Here is a 2,554-nt window from a genome sequence, read left to right on the forward strand (position 1 = left end):
TATCTGGGCACTTAACTGGCTTAACTTCTTTAATAACAAATCGGCATAAATAGCGCCGCTGGCACCCGTAATAGCAACTACAATCTTCTTCTTCATGATTCAACAACAACCCAATCAGGTAAAAAGTTACGGGCACAAAAAAGGGTCGAATAACTTGTACCCGACCCTACATCTACCTATGAAAAACATGCCCTTGAGAGGGCATCACAAATATACTAACACTTTTTATATTATAAAACAAATTTGTAAAAATATTTTTACATGAATAAATTGTTAAGATAAATTCTTATCTATTAAGCTTTGAATTATACCATCAACCATACCTACACGGGGTACATAAATCTGTTTTATACCCGCGTTTTTCATTACAGTCATATAAATTTCGCAGGCAGGAATGATTACATCGGCCCTATCCTGGTTTAATCCAAGCACATTTATACGATCTTTCAGCGAAAACGAATTAAGATATGTGTACAAGGATTTTAGCTTACCAAAAGCCATTGGCGTATCATCGCCCTCTTCGGCCAGCCGGTGTAATTTATTGATGTTGCCGCCGGTGCCTATTCCTAATAATTGTTTATATCCCCGGGTATGCTCCCTGATGAAATCTTTCATCTCGGTCCAGGTTTCTTCGCTATCCTGGTTATCCAATATCCTGATGGTACCAATATTAAATGATTTGGAAGCCATCAAATCCCCCGCCGAAAAAAGTGAAAGCTCGGTACTGCCGCCACCTACATCAATATATAGATAGCTTTTGCTTTTATCTATGGTTTGTTCGGCATGGCTGGCATATATTACTTTAGCTTCTTTTGAGCCGTGAATGATCTCTAAATCAATGTTGGCTTCCTGTTTTATCAGCTTAACTACTTCTTCGCCGTTTTTTGCTTCGCGCATAGCCGATGTAGCATAAGCCAGGTAATCTGTCACTTTATACACATCCATAAGGTTACGGAACGCACTCATCGATTTTACCAGGTCACCGGCTTTTTTGTCGGAGATGTGTTGTTGAATAAAAGCATCATCGCCCAGGCGCAATGGTACCCTTATAAGTGTGTTTTTTTTGAAGGAATAAGAACCATGGTTTTCAATAATATCGGCAATAAGCAGCCTTACTGCGTTGGAGCCAATATCTATAGCTGCGTATCTCAATTTGGTTTGTTTTTAGTTTTAAGGTAATTGTATATCTCTATCTGCGCACGATGTGAGTCGGCCGAATTAGTTTTATGGTATTTATTGCTGTTGGTACCGTTTATTTCGCGGGCCTTGGTATTATCATGCAGTTGAATATTGATGATATCCTTCACTTCCTTCCGCAATTGCTCGTCGAGGATTGGGAAGCCAACCTCTACCCTATTATCAATATTACGGGTCATAAAATCGGCCGATGTAAGGTAGATCAGCTCGTTACCACCGTTACAATAGATATGTACACGGGCGTGTTCAAGGTATTTATCTACAATGCTTATCACCTCGATATTTTCGCTGTACCCTTTTACTCCGGGAACAAGGCAGCACATGCCACGAATGATCATCTTGATCTTAACACCGGCATTGCTGGCCTGGTATAGTTTATTAATGAGCGCCTCATCAGCAAGGCTGTTCATTTTTAATATCATATAGGCTTTTTTGCCGGCCTTTGCGTTCTTTATTTCGTTTTCTACCAGCTTGTAAATAGCCGGCCTTGAATCAACAGGCGATACGATAAGCGTTTTCAATCCCTTGGGCAACACATTTCTTTTCAGCGCTTTAAACACTTCGGCAAGATCATCAGTTATCTTTTTATCGGCTGTAAAAAGAGTATGATCAGCATAAATCCTGGCTGTTTTTTCATTGAAATTCCCGGTTGATAAACAAGCATAATTTACAGGCTTTTGCTTCTCCAAACGGGTAACCAGGCATATTTTGGAGTGCACTTTATAACCCGGCACGCCATAAAGTACGTTTACGCCCTCTTCTTCCAGCCTGTTGCTCCAGAATATATTGTTCTGCTCATCAAACCTTGCGCGAAGTTCAACCAGGCAGTTTACTTTTTTACCATTTTTGGCCGCATTTACCAATGCATGTATGATCCTTGAATTCTCGGCCAGGCGGTAAACCGCTATACTGATTTCTTTAACCTTAGGATCAATAGCTGCCTCGCGTAAAAAGTGAATAATGTAATCATAAGACTGATAAGGCGTGCTTATCATATAATCCTTTTTAGCGATTAGCCCGATCAAACTTTTGCCAAATGAAAGATCTTCGGCAGGCAGGGCAGGATATTTAACAAACTCCAGTTCGGGCGAGCCTACATTTGGAAATGATATAAAATTTTTAAAGTTATGATACCTGTTACCGGGAATGAGACTTTCGCCATGGAGCCCCATTTTAGTCACCAGGTACTTTAACATATCCATCGGCATTTCGGTATCATAAAGCAAACGCATAGGTGTGCCTTTCTTGCGTTTTTGCAGGCTTTTGGATAGTGCATCAATGAATTTACCGCTTACTTCCTTATCCAGGTCAAGTTCGGCATCACGGGTAAGCTGCAAAGAATAAGCTTCTATACTAT

3 protein-coding genes are annotated in these 2,554 nt (G+C 40.4%); all 3 read right to left on the reverse strand.

Translation table 11 applies throughout. The features are described 5' to 3' along the window. The coding region (locus AC1DQW_RS27420; RefSeq protein WP_477456973.1) for a flavoprotein at nt 1-96 on the reverse strand (96 nt) is incomplete at its 3' end. A 177-nt stretch (nt 97-273) separates the two neighbouring features. After that, a complete protein-coding gene (locus AC1DQW_RS27425; protein WP_477456971.1) occupies nt 274-1,152 on the reverse strand; it encodes a Ppx/GppA phosphatase family protein in 879 nt (292 codons plus the stop codon). Then, nucleotides 1,149-2,554, reverse strand: a 1,406-nt coding sequence (gene ppk1, locus AC1DQW_RS27430; RefSeq protein ID WP_477456972.1) for a polyphosphate kinase 1, incomplete at its 5' end; no start/stop codon positions are given. The genes AC1DQW_RS27425 and ppk1, both read right to left, overlap by 4 nt.

Source organism: Mucilaginibacter sp. P5_A4 (genome assembly GCF_056400605.1).